The following is an 18,646-nucleotide window of genomic DNA, read 5'->3' as shown; positions in this document are numbered from 1 at the left end:
AAGAGTGCCTACCCCAGTCAAGGCGGGGCAACCGGGCGTGGGTTTTGCCCCTACAAGAATTACACAAATCATTTAGGATTGCTATATAGCCCGCCCTTCTGGGTTTATCTGTGCTAAAACCCACCCCTACAGCATATTGTGGCTCTTAACTTTACTACGGTTGCCAAACCGGATTGCTAGCATTCAAATCCTTGTCGTTTGTCAATTTAGTCAAGGCCGAACCGTCCCGATTAATTACATACAAGTTGCTTTGGTCTCCTTGGATTTCGTTAAATATAAAAGCGATTTGCTGGCTGTCTGTAGACCAAGCTAATTCTGAAATTCCCGACGGTTTTAGCCGAGGAGCGAGTTGATTTAGCTGGTTCCCGTCAGCCTTGATTGTGTAGAGTTTTTGATTGTTGAACTCTCCGGTGACGAAAGCAATAAAATTGCCATCCGGCGACCACGAAAATTCGTCGTAGTTTCTGGGTTTTTGGGTGAGATTCTTTGCTGTGCCCCGGTTAATGTCGAGCAGGTAAATATCTTGCTGTTCGCCTGATGAATCGCCGGGTTTATTGTAATAGTAAGCAATGCGGCTGCTGTCGGGCGACCAAAATAGTTTGACGTTGTAAACCTCATTTTGCGGGTTGTTTGTCAAATTTTTGATGTGGGTTCCATCGGCATTAATTGTGTAAATTTGCTGTTTCGGATAAGCGCCGAACAGGAAAGCAATTTTTGTGCCATCTGGCGACCAAACAAGTTCACTTCCGCCGGATATATATTCGCCGGGGCTTTTAGTTAGTTTGGTCATTCCCGAACCGTCGGCATTCATTTTGTAGATATTTTTATCCTTGACAAATGCTACCTGCTGGTCGTTGGGTGAAATGTAAAATTCCGATGAAATTTCTGTTTTAGGCGGATATCCTCCTACTTCCAAATTCCTAACTAATTTAGTTCCTTGGATGCCAGAAGTGTCGCTTATATAAAGTGACTCACTGCCGGGAGCATCAGAGGTAAAACCGTTGCAAGAACGGGCAAAAAGAAGTTTCTGGCTGTTGGAAAACCAAGCTATTTCAAAATTAGCTGCTTTGCAACCAGCCTCAGCAAACTGTTTAGTTAGTCGAGAACCGTCAGCATTGACTGTATAGATGTCGCTGTATCCGCCAACGAAAGCCAGTCGCTGGCCGTTGGGCGACCACACTAGGGGAGCGATAACATCTATATTAGGTGTAAGTTCGCGGCGAGCCCAACTGGTAGCATTGACCGCAAATAAAGGGGATCTGTTCTCGCTGCCACGCATCTGGAGGGCGGTAAACGCTAGTATCCTTGGTTTTTGGGCGGCGGTTGGGGGAGGGCTGTGAAGGCTCAAAAACAAGCTGATTAAGAGTGTTAGTGAAAATAGGCCGATCGCACTTATCGGCCATAATTTATGGAAGCTGAAAAGTTGCAGAATTTGCCACAAGCTTTTCAGGGGCGGCCAAGATGCCCAACCCCTACTCCCCACACTCAACTGAAAATCTTGTGGAACAAGCTTTTGTGGAACGGGCATCTTGCCTGTTCCATATCGCAGCGGGAAATGCAAGTTAAAACGCATTTTATCGATTCCTCTGCTAATTTTCAAAGTGTTTGTCGGTCTATATGCCGCGACAGCCTCAAACTCTGTTTAATTCTGCCAATAATTAGCTCAAACATTTTTTTGCGGGACGGATTCTTGCTGCTGGGTGGCATCCCTAACTCGCAACACATCAAGTTCAAGTCAGTTGCACTCATTGCCAACAACTTTTGCCTCACCTCTTCTTCATTACCCTTCTTAGCTTGTAAACGCAGTTCTTCATAAACTTCTAGAACATTGGTCGCCGATAAATTAGCAGGTTTATTAACATCAGCACCCCTAGGGATATCCGAAGCTTTTGAGCCAGCAGAAATCACTCCCCGCTTGACTTGAGTCTCAAGCCGGGTTAGTTTTCGAGCAACGTCCCGCAAGATTTCCTTAAGTTCGCCAATTTCCTCAACTAACCCCCCGCTTTCTTGTTCGGAAGCCGCCAAAATTTCTTTTTTACTCATTTCAGATACTCCTCACACTCGCGCCATAGTTTTTCAAATTCTCTAACTAATTCTCGCGGCAGTTCTCCCTCATTTATCGCCCGTTTTAGCCCGACGCTTTCCCGAATCGTCGATTCTAAAAATCTAACTTCTATGTTATTATCTTTTGATATCTCATCGCAAAGTCTCTTTACTTCTCTCATGTAAAACTGAACTTCATTTGTCAGCAATCCTCCATAGGTTTTAGCTTTATTCATAAAGACTGCTATCTTGGGAAACGGATAAGGCTCAATCCGTTTCTGAAGCGAGTTTAAAACTAAACTTAATCCCCTAGAACCAAAATAATCGGGATTGACGGGAATTAATATTAAGTCGCAGCAAGAGAGTACGCTGTAGGTGAGGAGACTGAAGGAAGGCGAACAGTCAAAAAGCATCAAGTCGTATTTGGGGAGATTGGCAGAGTTGGCGATTTTGCCGATGAATCTGCGGATGAAATCTTTAACACTTTTCCCCTCAAATCCATCGATATCCAACCAATACAATTCTTCAACTGAAGGGACAAAATGCAACTGTTCGTCAATCTGATAAATGGTGTCGAAACCAACGGGAAATTTAAAATTCTGTCCGGCTTTTTTAAAGACTTCTAGAGCGTCGTAAATTGTAAGTCTATGCTTGAGAGATTGTTCGTACCACTTACCAAACTTATCATCTAAATGACCTGTATTTTCGTTAAGTCCGATCGCCTCTGTGAGCGACATTTGCGGATCTAAGTCTAACATCAAGACTTCTAAGTCGGTTCCTTGGGATATAATATTTCCCAGACTCCAAGTGACGGTAGTCTTCCCGACACCGCCTTTGAAGTTGATTACGGCTATTGATTTAGGACTCATGGCTGGCTTTGTTTGGATTTTGCTCAAATATAAATTAAAACATATTGTGGCGGTTAGTCGATCGCGCGATCGGGCATTAGGGTCACTAGGTGCAAATTTTTCTATAAAAAGGAAAGTTTGATATTATATCATTAACTAAGTAGAAGAACTTAAACAAAACAGAAAACGCCGATACTCGATGGCTTTAAGAAATCGGGGATATAACAGAACATCATGTCACATCAACTAACTCATTCTTTACAACTGTAGCCTTTGCAACTCCCTACACGCATAACGGAGAGAAGGCAAAGTAATGCGATCGACTCCCTGATGACATATTTCTCTAGCCAATTTTTTTGCCGCTCTTTTAGCTAGTTCAATCCTCTCTTCTGCACTCATTTTTTTATCTTTATAATCAGTATTTTCATTACATTCTTGCCCTTCCATATTGTTATTAATGTAATAAAACCACGTTTCAATATTTCGGGCGGGCACAAAAATAGCAACTTTCTCATTAGGCAGTCGCGGATCTTTGTTTAAATTACCTGCTGTTTCGTCTAATGCTATATTTAAAGAACGCATTCGATCGTCCAAGCTATCTTCATCAGCATCAATCATCACTACTACAGCAATATTTCTGTACTTACGGCTTCTATAACTTTTAATCAGCTCTGGATAATGCTTGAGTATCAAAGCATTGTTATTTTTAATTGTTTTCCCTTTAGGATTGCCAAAGTCTTTAATTTTGCGATCGTCCAATCCGCAGCAGATCAGATATTGTCTTATAAATCGCTCTTGGTCAATATCTTCACAGAGAATAGTTACTTCTGGTAAATCATCTCTACTCGTCATAAATCCATCCAAGTTCTATAAGCTTAGCAACTGATAAACCTTCTTCTTCAGTATCAGTAATTCGCCGCACGCGGACAGCTTCATTATCTCTTCGTTCAAACCAGTAACCTGAATTGCTTGCTAAGTAATTAATTAATGAGGGGTGATGAGAAATTAACATTACTTGTGCTTGATTTTCCAGACAATAGTCCATCACCCTACCCCACCAAGGTTTTATTTCCGGTAAAGCTAGGAAATTTTCTGGTTCATCAATACACAAAGTAAAATTATCATCAGGAGAACAATATATTAAGGTGTATAGAGCAATTAAAGCTTTTTGACCATGTGATAATTCATTAAGCCTATAAGCAGCCTTGCTGGGACGGGTAAAAGATGCTGACAAAATCCTAACATCACCGGATTTAGAATTTTGAAATGAATCAAATCCTTGGATAATCTTTTGTAATTCCAGCGTTAACTTAAATATTTTACCTTGAGATTCTTGAGATAAATAGCTGTACCAAGCTGCATAATTTGACATATCCCAGTTAGGTGAACTTTCCTCCTTAAGGCTTTCTGATTCCATTATATAAGGATTGATCTGTACAATAAAAAAGTTAGAAATCCGTTTTTTGAACCATGTAAGCTTTAGATTGTCAGGCCTCTCGTAAATAAAACCAATGCCAGAACGCGACCAATCAAAGAACGGCACGAAAGCACCTTCGCGATCGGGATCGTCATTATACAACCTAGCTTGGCCTACAGTTATACCTATATCGCCTGGATCAACCCAGAAATTAAACAGAGGTTGTCCGTCAAAAGTTAAGCTTTCTAGTCGCATTCTAGGATGTGCATAGTCTCTTTGATGTTCGATCTCTAGGGTATATTTATAAATACCACCATTTCCTTCAATATCTAATTCAAATTTTTGAATGTTTGATTTTTGCCATCTTGTTAAATCCTTGCTTGCAAACAAATCTGATACTTTATAATCTTGCTGGAAAGCTTGATCGCCTAAAATAAATTTCTGTAGTTTTCTTAAAACCTCGAAAACGGTAGTTTTGCCCGATCCATTTGAACCCAGAAAGAGATTTAAGCTATCTACTGTCAATTCAAAATTGACCAGGCATCTAAAATTATTTACATAAATTCTCTTCAGCATAATTTTTATTGATAAACGTTAGGATAATTAGCAATTTAAGGGTCGATTAGAAATACATCCGTTCTCCCACAAGACTTTGTACTTGCAAAGCAAAGCCAATTAGTTATTTTTATGTCTTGAAATTGGTTAAGCCAAAGGCTTCTTTAACCAATTCTTAGTTAAGTTCAACGGTGGTTTTCATGGTGCCATCTGCTTAATTGCTTATCAAATTTAGAGGGTTCTCATAATTACTCGGTTATTTACAATTATTAATATGGCCATTAAATAGAGTTTGAAGTTGACACTAAGGGCTGGCAAAATTGCCAGCCCTCAAGTTGTTTTAGCGTTTGACTAACTTCTTAGAAACCTTCCGCAAACGAATTGATTTTGGCGTTACTTCCACCAATTCATCCTGGCCGATGTACTCCAAAGCGCGCTCCAAACTCATATCGACTGGCGCTTGCAATTGCGCCAATTCTTCACCGCCAGATGCCCGGTGGTTTGTCAACTGCTTCGACTTGCAAATATTCAGCTCCATGTCTTCATCTCGGTTGTTTTCTCCGATAATCATCCCTCTGTAAACCTTGGTTCCGGGGGTAATGAAAAACACGCCGCGGTCTTCAGCATTTTTCAGTGAATAAGTAGTTGCAACTCCTTCTTCAAAGGAAATCAATACTCCGTTGCGACGGGCGATAATTTCTCCACCGAGGGGGCGATAGTCGAGGAAGCTGTGGTTCATAATTCCAGCGCCGCGAGTCAAGCGCATGAACTCGCCTCGGAATCCAATCAAACCGCGAGCGGGGACTGAAAATTCGATTTGGGTGCGACCGGTGCTGCTGACGTGCATATCTTGCATTTCTGCTTTCCGCTGACCGAGGCGTTCGATGCAGCCGCCGACGGCTTCTTCGGGTACGTCTAACACCAAACATTCAAAGGGTTCGCAGGGACGACCGCCGACTTCGCGGAAGATTACTTGGGGCTGGGATACTTGGAATTCGTATCCTTCGCGACGCATATTTTCGATCAGGATTCCGAGGTGGAGTTCGCCCCGGCCGGATACGAGGAATTTGTCGGGAGAGTCGGTTTCTTCGACGCGCAAGGCGACGTTGGTTTGGAGTTCTCGCATTAGCCGATCGCGAATTTGTCGAGATGTCACCAAACTACCTTCTTGACCGCAGAACGGCGAATCGTTCACAGAGAAAGTCATCTGCAAAGTCGGTTCATCTACCTTGATTAAAGGCAGCGCTTGCGGGTCGTTGGGGCAGGTAATTGTCTCGCCAATATACGCATCAGCAAAACCGGCAACGGCGACAAGATTACCAGCAGAAGATTCTGGGATATCAATCCGCTTCAGGCCTTCAAAGCCCATCAATTTGGTAATTTTTGATTTGACAAGCGCGCCACTTTCTGTGATTAAGACTGCTTGTTGACCAATTCTAATCGTGCCGTTGTGGATGCGACCGATGACGATGCGACCGACGTATTCTGAGTAATCTAAGGTGGTTACTTGCAGTTGTAGTGGCTTGTTGGGGTCGCCTACGGGGGGTGGTACGTGGTCGAGGATTTCTTCAAACAGGGGCTTCATATCTACCCCTTCGTCTTCGAGGTGTTTTTTGGCGTAACCGCTTAAGCCGGAACCGAAGAGATAGGGAAATTCGCACTGATCGTCGTCAGCACCTAGTTCGAGGAACAGATCCAAAACTTTATCGACGGCTTTGTGGGGGTCTGCTCGCTCGCGATCGATCTTATTCACAAAGACGATCGGGCGCAGTCCTTTTTCTAGGGCTTTTTTGAGCACGAACCGGGTTTGCGGCATCGGGCCTTCGTTGGCGTCTACGATCAGCAGACAGCCGTCAACCATGCCGAGAACTCGTTCGACTTCTCCGCCGAAGTCCGCGTGTCCGGGGGTATCGACGATGTTGATCAGGGTTTCTCCGTACCTGACGGCGGTGTTTTTGGAAAGGATGGTAATGCCACGTTCGCGCTCGATGTCGTTGGAGTCCATGACGCAATCTGGGATTTCTTCCCCTTCGCGGAAGATCCCGGACTGTCTGAGGAGAGCGTCCACAAGGGTGGTTTTGCCGTGATCGACGTGAGCAATGATGGCGACGTTGCGAATGGGAAGACTCATAATGCGTCTGGAACGTTAAACGGATCTAACTAAAGATTTCTTAATAATTGTAGCGCATCAAGTCAAGGGGCGATCGAGCGGGGCTGTAAGATTGGAGTGCGATCGTCGCTAAAATCAAGATTATGGAAGCGCAACCGAGATAAATTGAGCGTTACACTACCGATGACGGCAGAGTTTCTTTCGATCGGCGATGTTGAGTTGACCCAGGTGAAGAAGGTTGGATACGGGGCGATCGCCGGTATTAAGATGAGGGTGCAAGTACGATCGACTTTATGGAAGTACAACAAGCGTGAAATTCAGCGTTATATCAGACAAAATGGCACAGTTCCCTTTGCAGAATGGTTTACAACCCTGCGGGATGTTAACGCTAAAATTAGGATTGATAAAAGGCTTCAGCGGGTTAGCGGTGGCAACTTAGGAGACTATCGCTCAGTTGGCGCAGGAGTCTGGGAATTAAGGATTGACTATGGCCCGGGCTACCGAATCTACTTTGGACAAGCGGGAGCTACGATTGTGCTTATCCTGTGCGGTGGAGATAAAAGCACTCAAGACCAAGACATTGTTAAAGCTCAGGAATACTGGAGAGATTATGAAAGACGCCAAAGTGCCGACGAGTGATAGTTATCATTCTTTTAAAATTTCCAATTTCCAAGACCCAAATTATGCTGCTGCTTACCTCTCACTGATCTTTGAAGAAGAGGAAGAAGGCGATTTAGAGATGGGAATAATGCGAAAATCGCTTCGAGATGTATTTGAGGCTCTGGGCGAACCAATTATGTCTGATGAGGAGGCCTCATTGCATCTGGAAAAATTAGATGTTTTGTTGTCGCAGAATGGAAGCGCCACAATTTATGCTTTGGCTAATTGGCTGAAGGCTTTGGGATTGAAGTTAACGGTTGTGGTTGATGAAGGGGATAAAGGGGAAGAGGAAGATTCTGTTGGTACTGCTGAATTGGCGGAAGTTGGTAATGTTTGATGACTCGCCCATTTCCCAAACATGGCTTTTTAAGTTTTTTTGATTTTAGGGTAGCACTATGTCAGAAACCGAACTAGATTTAGTATCAATAGCCACGAGAGTATTGCAGATTGAAGAAGAGCAAGTTATTCTGAAAAAATATTTAGCCAAACTTAAGAGGCAGTTAGAGGCACAGGAACAGCGATTTAACGATCGCCCTGAACCGCAAATGCTAGAAAGTTTGACTGCTGAAATTGCGTCCCTGCAACAGCCGTGTGATTTGGGAAATGGCGATATGTCTGTCATTGCCGATCGACCGATCGAGCTTGACACGGAGACAGAAAAGCAAAAGTCAGACTTTCAGTATCAGTTAGTATGCGATCGTCCCAACAGTCGTGCTGTGTTGATGGAAGCGCTATCACTAGCTCAAGAGCGGCTGATTATTGTTTGCCCTTGGCTCAATTGTAACAGCATTAATGATGAATTGCTGCAAAAATTTAGGGATTGCTTGAACCGAGGATGTTTGATAAATATTGGGTGGGGTTATCTGGGAGACAGGCAAAAAATCGGCAAGGGATGGCGCTACAATGCTTTGGCTGATTTGCAAGAATTAGCCAGCGAATATCCCGATAAATTTTGTCTCTATTTATTGGGAACTCACGAAAACTTTTTAGTGTGTGATTCTAGTTTTGCCATGTTGGGGAGTCATAATTTTCTGACTAACAGCGACCAAAGTGCAGAGAAAGAAGTGGGAATCCGCACGAATGACTGCCAAATAGTCAAGCAATTAATTGAGCGATTTGAAAGCAGCGAAGTATTAAATGAGGAGGAGATAGAAAGGCGGTTTGTAGCGAGTTCGGATTACTTGGATAGATCGGATTATTTGGAAGGATTGGCGCCGGATGCTGAAGATATGGCTTTAGAGGATAGCTGTGAGGATGTGGAGGATGAGTCTGAGGAATGTCTGGAACCCGTTGTTAGTGTTGAGGATTTTTGGGAGCGTTACACTCAGGGAGAAAGAGATTTTACTGGGATTAATTTAGCCGATGCTAATCTAACCGGTAAAAACCTAGCTTCTGATGTCAACCTGAGTAAAGCTAATTTGAAAAAAGCTAACTTAAGGGGTGTTAATTGGCAGAGCCTCAACCTCAGCGGCGCAATTTTGACGGGAGCAGATATGAGGGATGGTTATTTCTGTAGCACCAATTTTAGCGAAGCAAAATTAGGCGATGCCAATCTTGCTCAGGCTAATTTATCCAGTGCCAATATGAATCATGCCAACTTAGTCAACGCCAACCTTTCTCAGGCTAATTTATCCAGTGCCAATCTGAATCAGACAAATTTAATCTATGCCAACCTTGCTCAGGCTAGTTTATCCAGTGCCAATCTGAATCAGGCAAATTTAATCTATGCCAACCTCGCTCAGGCTAATTTACAATCAGCTAAACTAGAAAAAGCCAAATTAAGCAAAGCAAGCTTAAGAGGATCAAAGCTAGAATATGCAAATTTTAGTGAAGCCGATTTGAACGGTGCAAACCTCAGCGGTGCTAAACTCAATCAACAAACAAAATTCACAACGACCAACCTTGCTCAAACTAACTTAAGCGGGCTAAACTTGAGGAAAGTAGACATGAAAAATGCTGATTTGACAAATGCAAATCTGAGTAATTCTAACCTTTTAGAAGCCAACCTCGATCGAGCAAATCTCAAAGGAGTTCAACTTCAAGGAGCGATTTGCAATCAAGCAACTTTATTTCCTACTGATTTCGATCCCGTGAAAGCGGGCGCTTACTTAATTGCTCCTTATGTATCGCTGCAAAATGCCGAGCTAACTGGTAGGGACTTGAGCAGTGTTAACTTGATGGGAGCCAATTTACAAGGTGCTAATTTGATTTCGGCACAATTGAATAATTCCGATTTGAGAGATGTTAATTTAAGTGGGGCAAAACTTCAGGGATCAACACTGGATAGCACAAATTTGAGCAGAGCTAATTTAAGACAAGTTAACTTAAACGATGCAAGATTACACAGTGCCGATTTAACTACAGCAGACTTAACCGAAGCTGATTTGCGACAAGCTGACTTAAACAGTGCAAAACTGAGTGGTGCTGACCTAATTTCAGCCGACCTCCGCGCAGCAAATTTAAGTTATGCACACTTATCTGGCGCTAACTTAACTGGTGCAAAAATAGGGGGAGCCAACTTTACAAATGCTAAACTCACTGGTGCAATTATGCCCGATGGATCTACTCACGAATAAAATTAGTTAAGGGGTTTGCTAAACAAACTCTACTCAAAAAGCCTGAATACACTCTTTCATCAGACAATAAATGTTCCGCAGTAACTGCACCTGCAATTCTGACAACCCGTGCTTAATCTTACCTACCAACTTACCCCAGTTGAAGAGTTCTTCCACACCGCGAGACTGCCGAAATTTCCCCTCATAAAAATCTACCCAAAATATCGGTGCTTGATGTTGGCTGCTTCTCCAGCGTTTCCGCCACCGACTGCAATCTTGCAGCGTCGGCGGTTCGACTCCTAAAATTGGCGGCATATCTCCGTAGCTGACAAACCGACTAATCCCAACTCCCACAACGTGGATGACGTAAGCCCAGCAGCGAATGTCCCGAATCAGTTCTGGCTTGACTTTCAAGACTTTGGCAACTGCTTCTTTGGTTACAAAGCGAGAGAGTGGATTTATTTGCTTGGCTTCTGAGTTTTGTTTTGGTATCATGGTTGGTGACTCCGACTTGTTTGGGGTGACTCCGACTTTTTTGGGTGAAGGCGACTTAATTTTGGGTGAATCCTACTTTTTGTTGGTGAATCCTACTTTTTGTTGGTGAATCCTACTTTTTGTTGGTGAATGCCAAATTGTCGGTCATTTGAATAAATAGCTGTTCGCTCTTCAGTTTTCGAGGCCGGGGGGCGATCGCTATTTATGATGTAAATATTTTAAGGCCAATACTGGCCTATTGTCAATAAATGGGATTGGTTAAGTTGCGGATTCGAGAGCTGGCTGCCGAGAAGGGTTGGACTTTGACAGAGGTTTCTGAGCGATCGGGAGTTCACTACAGCACGCTTAAGAATTATGCTCGTTCGCCGGGGTTAGCAACGGTTGACGTTACTCATTTGCAAAAATTAGCTCGAACTTTTGACCTGTTGATTGAAGATTTGTTTGAGGTTGTGGAAGATTAGGCGCCGGGAGTGCGGTGGCGGTGGTCGGCGCTTTATATCTCATATATAGTGTGAGGTGAAATTTCACCCTAATGTCAAGAGGCGAAGTGGTTAAATTGCGGATCAGAGAGTTTGCTGCTAGGGAAGGCTGGACGCTAAAGGAAGTAGCCGATCGCTCTGGAGTATCCTACAATACTGTTAAAAGTTATGCCCGATCGCCCGGTATGGCAATGGCTGACATCGGTGCTCTGCTAAAATTGGCGCGGACGTTTGATGTGTCGATCGAAGAATTGTTGGATTTTGTCGAACAACAGTAACAAATTACACTTAAAATAAACCAGCGCTACCAGCGCCAACCAGTTCGACCTCCCAGGGACGATCGACTGTGGGCCCAAGTAACAAATGCGAGAGTTGGCGGATGGGACGGGGCGAGGTCAGAAAGAGATGATATACTCTCAGCGGCAATTGTAGCTGTCCGATCGCCCATATCGGTCTACAATTTGTAACGTTGAGCCTTATTGAAGTGCAGGAGTGGAGCTGGCTTGGATAACGCTAGTCTGTCAAGAAAACCCGCGCAAGCCTCGGAGCTTGTCGCCGACGAAATTCCAGAAGCAGTGCGAGATCACCCATACCCAGAAGCAGGGCAGAGTCAGTCTAAGAAAAAAGGGCTGATTTGGAAACTGCTAGGGTTGGCCGCATTAGCCTTTGGGGTCAGCATCTGGCTGCACCTCAACTTTAACTTGTTCCCAGCCACCAGTCAGGCAGAGCAAACTCAACAAGACTCAGCGCCGACAAGTTCCGCGTCTCCGTCTGTCGCGAGTCCAGCTACCACTCCAAAAGTCCCCGCAATCCCAGAAAACCTGCTGGGACACTTGCCGTACCCAGAAGCACCAGCCAAAGACTTGGTAAGCGTCACCTCCGACGGTAGCGTCAAACTCCGCACCTCAGCAGCAGCAAAATATCAGGAAATGGCCAACGCCGCAGCGGCATCAGGCATCTATTTCGCTCCCATATCCGGCTTTCGCTCCCTGCAAGACCAACAGCACGTATTTTTTGACGTGAAAGCCGAACGCAGGCAAAACGCCAGCAAGCGAGCCGAAGTCAGCGCTCCTCCAGGTTACAGCGAACACCACACCGGTTATGCGATCGACATCGGCGACGGCAGCGCCCCGGAACACAACCTCAGCCCCAGTTTTGAAAATACCGAAGCATTCAAGTGGTTAGAAGCCAACGCCGTCGCCTTCAGCTTTGAAATGTCCTTCCCCAAAAACAATCGCCAAGGCGTCAGTTACGAGCCTTGGCATTGGCGGTTTGTGGGCGACAAGCAAAGCCTCGAAACTTTCTACAAAGCTCATTCCATGAAAAAGTAGAAGTCTGTTGACAGTTGACAGTTGTCAGTTGACAGTTGACAGTTGACAGTTGACAGTTGTCGGTTGACAGTTGTCAGAAGGAAGGCACTACACGGATACAAGGATAATAGACTCTCCCACTCCCCCACACACTCTCCCCCTATCCCACATTCCCCCACTCCCCCACTTCGTTGAGCCAAACTCGTGATTGCAATCTATCCAGGCAGCTTTGACCCCATTACCTTCGGTCACGCAGACATTATCGAGCGGGGATCTAAACTTTTTGACCGGGTAATTGTTACCGTAGTCAGAAACCCCAGCAAAACCCCTCTCTTCACCGTAGAGGAACGGATCGAGCAGATCCGGCGCTCTACCCAACACTTGCCAAATGTAGAAGTAGACAGTTTTGAGGGTTTGACAGTAAACTATGCTAAGATTCGACAAGCCAAAGTGCTGCTGCGGGGGCTCCGGGTATTAACAGATTTTGAAATGGAACTCCAGATGGCCCACACCAATAAAACCCTTCTGGGTGAAATTGAAACAGTTTTTTTGGCAACTTCTAACGAGTACAGCTTTTTAAGTAGTAGTGTAGTTAAAGAAATAGCCAAGTTTGGTGGCTCCGTAGATCATCTTGTTCCGAAACACGTCGCCCTAGATATTTACAAATGTTACGCCAGCAGGAACCAACTCGCATCGAACCCGACATTACCGGCCTCGGCACTGAGAACGAATCACCTCAGAACACAGCCGTCTTCGGAGATCCCACCCGAACCGCAGGAGTAGACATCCAGCGGGAATTGAACAGGCTTGAGGAAATTGTTCTCGACAGCCCGCGAATTCCTATGACCAGACGCACTCTGGTGGATGAAGAACAGTTGCTCGATCAGTTAGACTTGGTGAGGCTAAATTTGCCGATCGCCTTTCAGGAAGCCGAGACGATCATCCGGCACAAGGACGACTTGCTTCAAGAGGCGGAACTTTACGCTCAGGAAGTGATTGAAGCAGCAGAACAGAGAGCAGCAGAAATTTTAAACGATATGGGCCTGCTCCAGCAGGCGAAGATAGAGGCAGATCAGTTGCGGCAGCAAGTTTTGCTCGACTGCGAGGCAATTCAGCAGGCCACGCTGGCGGAAGTCGAACAAATTCGCTACCAGGCTCAAGAGGAATTGGAAGAGATGAGAGTCAGGGCGATGGCTGAATGCGAGGAAATTCAAAACGGAGCCGATGATTATGCCGACCAAGTGCTCGATAATATCGAGCACAAGTTAAGCGATATGCTGCGCGTGATCCGCAACGGGCGCGAGCAGTTGGATAGTGTTTCTGCGTCGCACATCCATCACAACAACGGTTAGCCAATAGTGAACTCATTGCTTGAACATTTCTAAAAGTCTACCTAATTTAGGTAGATTTTTTTTCGCAATAGTCTCTATAGTCTTTCTTCCTCAATCCCCGCACTCGGTGACTTATTTTGGCAGACATAAGTTTTGTGAAGATTGGAGCAAGTATAAAATTTTATGCTATTGTAATCCTCATACCAAATCCGGCTTAAAAACCCTCTTTATCTCTTAGTCCCCCTTTGCTCGGACTTCGTTTGACTCTATGCAGCGGTTTCAACCGCCGAATGATAAAAGGGGTAGCAAACCGGGATTGGGTATCAGACAAAAAATTCCTAACTTGATTCTAATTTTTACAATCTAATTTTTACCATGCAAAAAGTTTCTAATCGGTTCGCTGAATTTGATTTGATCCGAGCTTTAGCGATCGTCAGTGTTGTGATTACTCATGCTGGGTTCTTCGCATTTCGCGATCGCAGAATTTTATTTGTGGCGATCGATACATTGCAACTATTTTGCGTACCTGCATTTTTACTGTTGAGCGGTTTTTTTCTCACCAACAAACTGGAAAATCAAAATAATCCCGCACTGGTAGTCAAAAAAAGACTGTCCAAAATTATACCCCCTTATCTGTTTTGGTCAGTAGCTTTGTACATCTTAAATAATTTGGGAGCACTCCAAAAATTTGATTTACTTTCATTACTCCGAGATATCTTGACGGGTTCAGTGCTGCCTCCCTATTACTTCATCGTTGTGATTGTTCAATGCTACGGCTGGTGGTGGCTTCTCGTGAAATTAAGATTTTTACAACCCCGAAAAGTTTTGGCTTTGGGCTTAACAATTCAAGCAATTTTTACAATCTTCTTCTACTTAACCGCTTTCCAATACATATCAATACCTCTACCTTTGATGGAGCGCTGGATTTTCAGTTGGATTTTGCCATTTTCAACTGGTCTATTTTTGGGCGGCTCGTATGACAGAATTCAACCCGTTCTCGAACGGAAAAAAATGCAAATTTTAGGGGCAACGATACTTTTTTATCTAGCGAGCATTTGGGAATATTACCTGATAAGTGGAGTGAATTCGGAGGGATGGTTTCTCCGCTCGTTTTTTAAACTATCTGCTCAAGGATACGCAATTTTGTTCGTATTATCGATCCTCGCATTTTCTAAGAGTATCGCACTTCCCAGTAGAGTATCGGGGTTAGTCAAAATATTGGCTGCTTACTCATTCCCTATATATCTCCTGGATTCGACAGTAGTGAGATATGTGGCGTTAGTGTTTTATAAGTTTATTGACCCCGTACATCCGCTGCTGAAGCTCGGCTTTTTAGTGACAGGCACTTTGTTCGGTTGTTGGGCGATTATTTACCTGTTGCAGAAAGTTTTGCCAAAAAATTACAGCCAGTACATTCTGGGAATTTAATCTGATTTTGTGTGTCAGCGGATGTCTTCATAAAACTGCTTGAGATACCTTGGGGAAACGCCAAAACCCCACAAAAAACCAATCGAAAGATAGATGGCAATAGCTTTAAATTCGCCCCAACTCGCAACTCGACGATCGCTACTTTCCACTACCCGATTGACTAACTTAAGTCTCCCCCGTCGCACTAACTTCAAACACAAATCCGCTTCCTCCATAATTGGCAGCGCAGCATCGAAACCCTCGCATTCCCAAAAATCGGTACGGCGGCAAAAAATAACTTGGTCGCCAAACAGCAGGCGCAATCCTTTGAAAAATAAATGAGGTCGAAATAACAGCGGCGCGTAATAAGTTTTCAGGTAATTGTGGAGGGAAAAACCCCATCTTGTTTGCTGCGAACCAGCCATCAGGGAGATAAACCCGCCGCCGGAAATTTCGGCATCGGACAATGTTTTCTGGATGACCGCTACAATGTCGTCAGGAACTAAAGTATCGGCGTGGAGAAAGCACAGAATTTCACCGGTGGCGACTTGAGCACCTAAGTTCATTTGCACGGAACGTCCGGCTGTACTGCTAGAAATAACGCGCGTGGCGGCGGAAAGTGCGATCGCCACAGTGTCGTCTTGACTGCCGCCGTCTACCACTAACACTTCCCAAGCGGGAGGATTGAGGATGCTGAGTTGGCGGAGGGTGCGTTCCAGACAAGTCGCTTCGTTGAGGGCTGGGATGATAATAGAAACGCGATCCATCTGGTTGAAATTTATGCCAGAGATATTATAATAAAAAACTGTGGCGATTCACAACTAACGATAAAATAGAACTTACGCGCGCGGATTCAGAAACCCGGTGTCTGCCTGCGAACTCGTCACGAAACCTCATAATTTTAACAAAAATTAGGTTGAGGGGCGTCCTATAAAATCAAGCCAAAGTGCAATCGCCCTCTATATTTTCCCCTAAGCAGGACTGAGAAAATCGTGCATAAAACAGAAGTAAAAAATGATTTAGAATTTTATGAGGAAAATGCCGACAATTGGTGGGACGAAAATGCTAAAATTTATGCCTTATACCATCTAAACAAACCCAGATTTGAGTTTTTCGACAGACACGCGACTAATTGGCAAGGGCTGAAAACCTTAGATGTCGGGTGCGGCGGCGGCTTTTCTTGCGAGTTTATGGCCCAGAGAGGTGCTATTGTTTCTGGAATAGATCGATCGGACAAATGTATTGTAGCCGCTCAAAATCACGCAGTTACCAGCGGTTTTGAGATTGACTACAGGCAAGGTTTTGCCGAAAATATGCCCTACGACGACAATACCTTTGATGTTGTAATCTGCGTGGATGTTTTGGAACACGTTGCCGATTACAAAAAAGTTGTGTCTGAGGTTCACAGGATTCTCAAGCCTGGGGGACTGTTCTTTTTTGATACAATCAACCGAACTTTTTCTTCGCAAATTGTGATGATTGGGCTGATGGAAAATATTTTGCAGGAGATTAGGCGGGGCGTTCACGATTGGGAAAAATTTATTACCCCGGAGGAACTATCTGTGGTAATGCAGGATATTGGTTTTGGCAAGATTGAAATTAAAGGTTTTGATATGTTTGGCGAAATTGGCGCTATGTTAGCCACAATGCACGGGTTTTGGGAAGATTTTACACGCGGAAAGCAGGTGTTTCCTTCGGCGGGTATTTTCAAACAAGTATCTCAAACTCTAACCTCTAATCTAGCTAACTATATGGATTACAAAAAGTCTGGGTTGTTTAAAATCAAAATTAATGAGGATCAGTCGATTATGTATGTTGGCGTTGGGGCGAAGAATTAGCGAGTTAATTGTTAACTGTTGTCATTTGGGGCGAGTTGGAAACGGATTTTTGCGATCGACAAATCCGGCTAAAGCCCGCCTCTATTGCATTTTTTAGGGTACGCACGCAGCGGTACACCTTATCCTGTTGAGTGCAATACAGATATTCCGTAGGGACACGGCACGACGCCGTATCCTTACTCTATTGCGGGCAAGTGAGAATTGCTATATTGGCGATCGCACTACAAACGTATTTTCAAGAAGTAACTGCAAATAATTACCAACTATTTTTTACGTTAAGCCCTGGCGCTGCGCTGTCTGAACATCCAAAAACACCGCCCCGTGTGAATTTGGGGCTGATTGTGCTGAGTGTAAACCGAGTTTGACAGCCTTGTGTAACAAATCTTAATGTTTTCCTCTTGACAATTTATCTAAATTGCATGGTAGCTTATTGAATATTAATTGCAATAAGTGCCGGAAGTTAATAGTACCTGGAGGTCAATCACCGTGACAGCAGCAATAGTTTCCGCATCCGCCGATCAAATCAGCGACGGACAACCCGCCGACAGCCAAAAACTGATGAGTTTGGGTAAAAATTCCGAAATACCTGACCTCGATAACTCCAAAGATGTAACCCTCGCCGTCTTAGAAGGAGGGGGAACTCTCACGGTGTGCGATCGAACAGTCACTTTAAAACCCGGAGTATTTGTGTTTGTACCCGCCGGCATCCCGCGCAGTCTAAAAGTACAAACGACGCTGAATCTGTTACTAATTGACTGCGAAGCAGACCCCGATATGAGCGAGTCCGCTTGGTTGATGAATTTTCAAATTTAACCCAATGAAAAAACAGTGTCCTTGCTGTCTTGACTCCCTAATTTATCAGGTTTGCCACAATCGCGTCTACTGTTTTTGCATGAATTGCAGGCAGGAAATGCCAAATCCTGAATCAAAAAAAATAAATCTCAAACCCTGTCAAGTTTCACCTTCGGAGTAACAATGTCGAAATCAATTGGTCTTTTCTACGGAACTACAACTGGCAAAACAGAGTCTGTCGCTGAAATGATTCGGGATGAATTTGGTGGCGATATCGTGACTTTGCACGAGATAGGCAGCATTGAAAATGATGATTTTGCTGAATATGAATGTCTGATTATCGCCTGTCCAACCTGGAATATCGGCGAACTGCAAAGCGACTGGGAAGGCTTTTTCTCAGAACTTGATGATATTGATTTTAGCGGCCAAAAAGTAGCTTATGTGGGAACTGGTGACCAAGAGGGCTACCCGGATAATTTTATGGATGCAATGGGCATTCTGGCTGAAAAAATTTCGGAACAGGGCGGCGAAACAGTCGGTTATTGGCCGGTAGAGGGCTATGATTTTAATGAATCTAAAGCAGTAGTTAATGGCAAATTTTTGGGTCTTGCGATCGATGAAGACAACCAATCCGATCTGACGGAAGCACGGGTAAAATCTTGGGTATCTCAACTCAAGACAGAATTTGGGATCGAGGATTAATGGTGGGCGGGTTTTGCAATTACTCGTTAAGTAGGTCGGCGAAAAAAAACAAAACTATGTTAAGATACATAAAGAAAGGTATAGCTTTAGTGAGATAATTAATA

20 protein-coding genes are annotated in these 18,646 nt (G+C 44.2%); 12 read left to right on the top strand and 8 right to left on the bottom strand.

Annotated features, from left to right (window positions below):
• Nucleotides 1-154 precede the first annotated feature (154 nt).
• The 6 genes from QUA00_RS19110 to typA all read right to left on the bottom strand — a co-directional run bounded on the left by QUA00_RS19110 (nt 155) and on the right by typA (nt 6,994).
• On the bottom strand, nt 155-1,528 hold the full coding sequence (locus tag QUA00_RS19110) for a DPP IV N-terminal domain-containing protein (RefSeq protein ID WP_333410807.1): 1,374 nt from the start codon (nt 1,526-1,528) through the stop codon (nt 155-157).
• A 68-nt stretch (nt 1,529-1,596) separates the two neighbouring features.
• On the bottom strand, nt 1,597-2,043 hold the full coding sequence (locus QUA00_RS19105) for a hypothetical protein (RefSeq protein ID WP_333410806.1): 447 nt from the start codon (nt 2,041-2,043) through the stop codon (nt 1,597-1,599).
• Nucleotides 2,040-2,912, bottom strand: coding sequence for a ParA family protein (locus QUA00_RS19100; protein WP_172192852.1), 873 nt, complete (start codon nt 2,910-2,912; stop codon nt 2,040-2,042). The genes QUA00_RS19105 and QUA00_RS19100 overlap by 4 nt, the downstream gene beginning before the upstream one ends.
• A gap of 237 nt (nt 2,913-3,149) precedes the next feature.
• The gene (locus tag QUA00_RS19095) at nt 3,150-3,743 is read right to left on the bottom strand and encodes a hypothetical protein (protein ID WP_333410805.1); all 594 of its coding nucleotides are present in this window, start codon (nt 3,741-3,743) and stop codon (nt 3,150-3,152) included.
• Complete coding sequence (locus QUA00_RS19090) at nt 3,733-4,884, bottom strand: AAA family ATPase (protein ID WP_333410804.1); 1,152 nt, start codon at nt 4,882-4,884, stop codon at nt 3,733-3,735. Before QUA00_RS19090 ends, QUA00_RS19095 begins: the two co-directional genes overlap by 11 nt.
• A 319-nt stretch (nt 4,885-5,203) precedes the next feature.
• Nucleotides 5,204-6,994, bottom strand: coding sequence for a translational GTPase TypA (gene typA / locus QUA00_RS19085; RefSeq protein WP_333212007.1), 1,791 nt, complete (start codon nt 6,992-6,994; stop codon nt 5,204-5,206).
• 246 nt (nt 6,995-7,240) lie between these two features.
• On the opposite strand from typA, the gene QUA00_RS19080 reads away from it, so the two are divergent.
• From QUA00_RS19080 to QUA00_RS19070, 3 genes are read left to right on the top strand one after another with little or no spacing between them, the layout of a single operon-like run.
• Nucleotides 7,241-7,612: a type II toxin-antitoxin system RelE/ParE family toxin gene (locus QUA00_RS19080; RefSeq protein WP_333410827.1), complete on the top strand. Its 372-nt coding sequence runs from the start codon at nt 7,241-7,243 to the stop codon at nt 7,610-7,612.
• Nucleotides 7,584-7,970 carry a transcriptional regulator gene (locus QUA00_RS19075; RefSeq protein ID WP_333410803.1) on the top strand — a complete coding sequence of 129 codons (387 nt, stop codon included), beginning with the start codon at nt 7,584-7,586 and terminating at the stop codon, nt 7,968-7,970. The genes QUA00_RS19080 and QUA00_RS19075 overlap by 29 nt, the downstream gene beginning before the upstream one ends.
• Before the next feature lie 58 nt (nt 7,971-8,028).
• A complete protein-coding gene (locus QUA00_RS19070; protein ID WP_333410802.1) occupies nt 8,029-10,209 on the top strand; it encodes a pentapeptide repeat-containing protein in 2,181 nt (726 codons plus the stop codon).
• A gap of 33 nt (nt 10,210-10,242) precedes the next feature.
• Here the strand turns inward: QUA00_RS19070 and QUA00_RS19065 are convergent, their stop codons facing one another.
• Nucleotides 10,243-10,683, bottom strand: coding sequence for a hypothetical protein (locus tag QUA00_RS19065; RefSeq protein WP_333201552.1), 441 nt, complete (start codon nt 10,681-10,683; stop codon nt 10,243-10,245).
• Between the two features lie 248 nt (nt 10,684-10,931).
• Here QUA00_RS19065 and QUA00_RS19060 point away from each other — a divergent pair, with 248 nt between their 5' ends.
• From QUA00_RS19060 to QUA00_RS19035, 6 genes are all read left to right on the top strand, one after another.
• A complete protein-coding gene (locus tag QUA00_RS19060) occupies nt 10,932-11,144 on the top strand; it encodes a helix-turn-helix transcriptional regulator (protein ID WP_333140882.1) in 213 nt (70 codons plus the stop codon).
• Between the two features lie 71 nt (nt 11,145-11,215).
• Nucleotides 11,216-11,440, top strand: coding sequence for a helix-turn-helix transcriptional regulator (locus QUA00_RS19055; protein ID WP_333410801.1), 225 nt, complete (start codon nt 11,216-11,218; stop codon nt 11,438-11,440).
• Between the two features lie 225 nt (nt 11,441-11,665).
• A complete protein-coding gene (locus QUA00_RS19050) occupies nt 11,666-12,493 on the top strand; it encodes a M15 family metallopeptidase (protein ID WP_333140878.1) in 828 nt (275 codons plus the stop codon).
• 183 nt (nt 12,494-12,676) lie between these two features.
• Nucleotides 12,677-13,255 (top strand): pantetheine-phosphate adenylyltransferase, encoded by a 579-nt coding sequence (coaD, locus tag QUA00_RS19045; RefSeq protein WP_333140875.1) that lies wholly within the window; start codon nt 12,677-12,679, stop codon nt 13,253-13,255.
• Nucleotides 13,138-13,824, top strand: a complete 687-nt coding sequence (locus QUA00_RS19040; RefSeq protein ID WP_333140873.1) for a DivIVA domain-containing protein — start codon at nt 13,138-13,140, stop codon at nt 13,822-13,824. The genes coaD and QUA00_RS19040 overlap by 118 nt, the downstream gene beginning before the upstream one ends.
• Nucleotides 13,825-14,178: 354 nt before the next feature.
• Nucleotides 14,179-15,231 carry an acyltransferase gene (locus tag QUA00_RS19035; protein ID WP_333306153.1) on the top strand — a complete coding sequence of 351 codons (1,053 nt, stop codon included), beginning with the start codon at nt 14,179-14,181 and terminating at the stop codon, nt 15,229-15,231.
• A 14-nt stretch (nt 15,232-15,245) separates the two neighbouring features.
• On the opposite strand, the gene QUA00_RS19030 is transcribed toward QUA00_RS19035, so the two are convergent.
• Entirely contained in the window at nt 15,246-15,977 is a 732-nt protein-coding gene (locus QUA00_RS19030) for a TIGR04283 family arsenosugar biosynthesis glycosyltransferase (RefSeq protein ID WP_333410800.1), read from the bottom strand.
• Nucleotides 15,978-16,202: 225 nt separating this feature from the next.
• On the opposite strand from QUA00_RS19030, the gene ubiG reads away from it, so the two are divergent.
• The 3 genes from ubiG (at nt 16,203) to fldA (ending at nt 18,542) form a co-directional block, all read left to right on the top strand.
• Nucleotides 16,203-17,048, top strand: coding sequence for a bifunctional 2-polyprenyl-6-hydroxyphenol methylase/3-demethylubiquinol 3-O-methyltransferase UbiG (ubiG, locus tag QUA00_RS19025; protein ID WP_333140867.1), 846 nt, complete (start codon nt 16,203-16,205; stop codon nt 17,046-17,048).
• 486 nt (nt 17,049-17,534) lie between these two features.
• Complete coding sequence (locus tag QUA00_RS19020) at nt 17,535-17,861, top strand: cupin domain-containing protein (protein ID WP_333410799.1); 327 nt, start codon at nt 17,535-17,537, stop codon at nt 17,859-17,861.
• A 162-nt stretch (nt 17,862-18,023) separates the two neighbouring features.
• Complete coding sequence (gene fldA, locus QUA00_RS19015; protein WP_333410798.1) at nt 18,024-18,542, top strand: flavodoxin FldA; 519 nt, start codon at nt 18,024-18,026, stop codon at nt 18,540-18,542.
• Nucleotides 18,543-18,646 lie beyond the last annotated feature (104 nt).

The sequence above is a fragment of the Microcoleus sp. T2B6 genome, from assembly GCF_036700475.1.
GTDB lineage: Bacteria > Cyanobacteriota > Cyanobacteriia > Cyanobacteriales > Microcoleaceae > Microcoleus.
This window is presented reverse-complemented; position numbering and strand designations above follow the sequence as displayed.

Bases quoted from the DNA above. Each gene is read 5' to 3' on its own strand.
- QUA00_RS19060 (WP_333140882.1), top strand. From the start codon at position 10,932: ATGGGATTGGTTAAGTTGCGGATTCGAGAGCTGGCTGCCGAGAAGGGT.
- QUA00_RS19100 (WP_172192852.1), bottom strand. From the start codon at position 2,912: ATGAGTCCTAAATCAATAGCCGTAATCAACTTCAAAGGCGGTGTCGGG.
- QUA00_RS19040 (WP_333140873.1), top strand. From the start codon at position 13,138: ATGTTACGCCAGCAGGAACCAACTCGCATCGAACCCGACATTACCGGC.
- QUA00_RS19055 (WP_333410801.1), top strand. From the start codon at position 11,216: ATGTCAAGAGGCGAAGTGGTTAAATTGCGGATCAGAGAGTTTGCTGCT.
- typA (WP_333212007.1), bottom strand. From the start codon at position 6,994: ATGAGTCTTCCCATTCGCAACGTCGCCATCATTGCTCACGTCGATCAC.
- QUA00_RS19035 (WP_333306153.1), top strand. From the start codon at position 14,179: ATGCAAAAAGTTTCTAATCGGTTCGCTGAATTTGATTTGATCCGAGCT.
- QUA00_RS19110 (WP_333410807.1), bottom strand. From the start codon at position 1,528: ATGCCCGTTCCACAAAAGCTTGTTCCACAAGATTTTCAGTTGAGTGTG.
- QUA00_RS19070 (WP_333410802.1), top strand. From the start codon at position 8,029: ATGTCAGAAACCGAACTAGATTTAGTATCAATAGCCACGAGAGTATTG.
- QUA00_RS19080 (WP_333410827.1), top strand. From the start codon at position 7,241: ATGAGGGTGCAAGTACGATCGACTTTATGGAAGTACAACAAGCGTGAA.
- QUA00_RS19095 (WP_333410805.1), bottom strand. From the start codon at position 3,743: ATGACGAGTAGAGATGATTTACCAGAAGTAACTATTCTCTGTGAAGAT.
- QUA00_RS19075 (WP_333410803.1), top strand. From the start codon at position 7,584: ATGAAAGACGCCAAAGTGCCGACGAGTGATAGTTATCATTCTTTTAAA.
- QUA00_RS19105 (WP_333410806.1), bottom strand. From the start codon at position 2,043: ATGAGTAAAAAAGAAATTTTGGCGGCTTCCGAACAAGAAAGCGGGGGG.
- QUA00_RS19090 (WP_333410804.1), bottom strand. From the start codon at position 4,884: ATGCTGAAGAGAATTTATGTAAATAATTTTAGATGCCTGGTCAATTTT.
- fldA (WP_333410798.1), top strand. From the start codon at position 18,024: ATGTCGAAATCAATTGGTCTTTTCTACGGAACTACAACTGGCAAAACA.
- QUA00_RS19065 (WP_333201552.1), bottom strand. From the start codon at position 10,683: ATGATACCAAAACAAAACTCAGAAGCCAAGCAAATAAATCCACTCTCT.
- QUA00_RS19030 (WP_333410800.1), bottom strand. From the start codon at position 15,977: ATGGATCGCGTTTCTATTATCATCCCAGCCCTCAACGAAGCGACTTGT.